Annotated in this window: 1 protein-coding gene; it reads right to left on the bottom strand. The window is 36.5% G+C overall.

The window, feature by feature from the left end; translation table 11 throughout:
• Positions 1-576 (bottom strand): adenylosuccinate synthetase (locus GPA21_RS20370; RefSeq protein ID WP_211163754.1); only part of this gene is annotated, 576 nt, incomplete at both ends.

Consider the following 576-nt stretch of genomic DNA (forward strand, 5'->3'; position numbering starts at 1 on the left):
AGATAAATCTGTAATACCACTTACACGACGAGAGTGACGTAATACAACTGAATCAAACCAACCTACACGACGTGGACGTCCTGTTGTTGTACCGTATTCACGACCAACTTCTCTAATATGATGTCCATCTTCATCGAATAATTCAGTAGGGAATGGACCATCACCAACACGTGATGTATAAGCTTTACATACACCAATTACCTTTGAAACGAATGTAGGACCTACACCTGTACCAACAGTGACGTTACCTGCAATTGGATTACTTGATGTAACGAATGGATATGTACCATGGTCGATATCTAACATTACACCTTGCGCACCTTCGAAAAGTACCTTTTCATCTGCTACAAATGCATCGTCTAAGATTTTTGATGTGTCTGTTACAAATTCTTTTAGACGTTGACCTGCTGCATAATATTCTTCAAAGATATCATCAAATGATGGACATGTTTCGTTAAACATACCTTTGAAATATGCTTGTTTATATTCAATGTTTGATTTTAATAATCTTTCGAATGTTTCTTTTTCAAGTAAATCTGCCATACGAATACCGATACGTTGAACTTTGTCTACATA

Source organism: Azoarcus taiwanensis (assembly GCF_012910885.1).
Taxonomy (GTDB): domain Bacteria; phylum Pseudomonadota; class Gammaproteobacteria; order Burkholderiales; family Rhodocyclaceae; genus Azoarcus_F; species Azoarcus_F taiwanensis.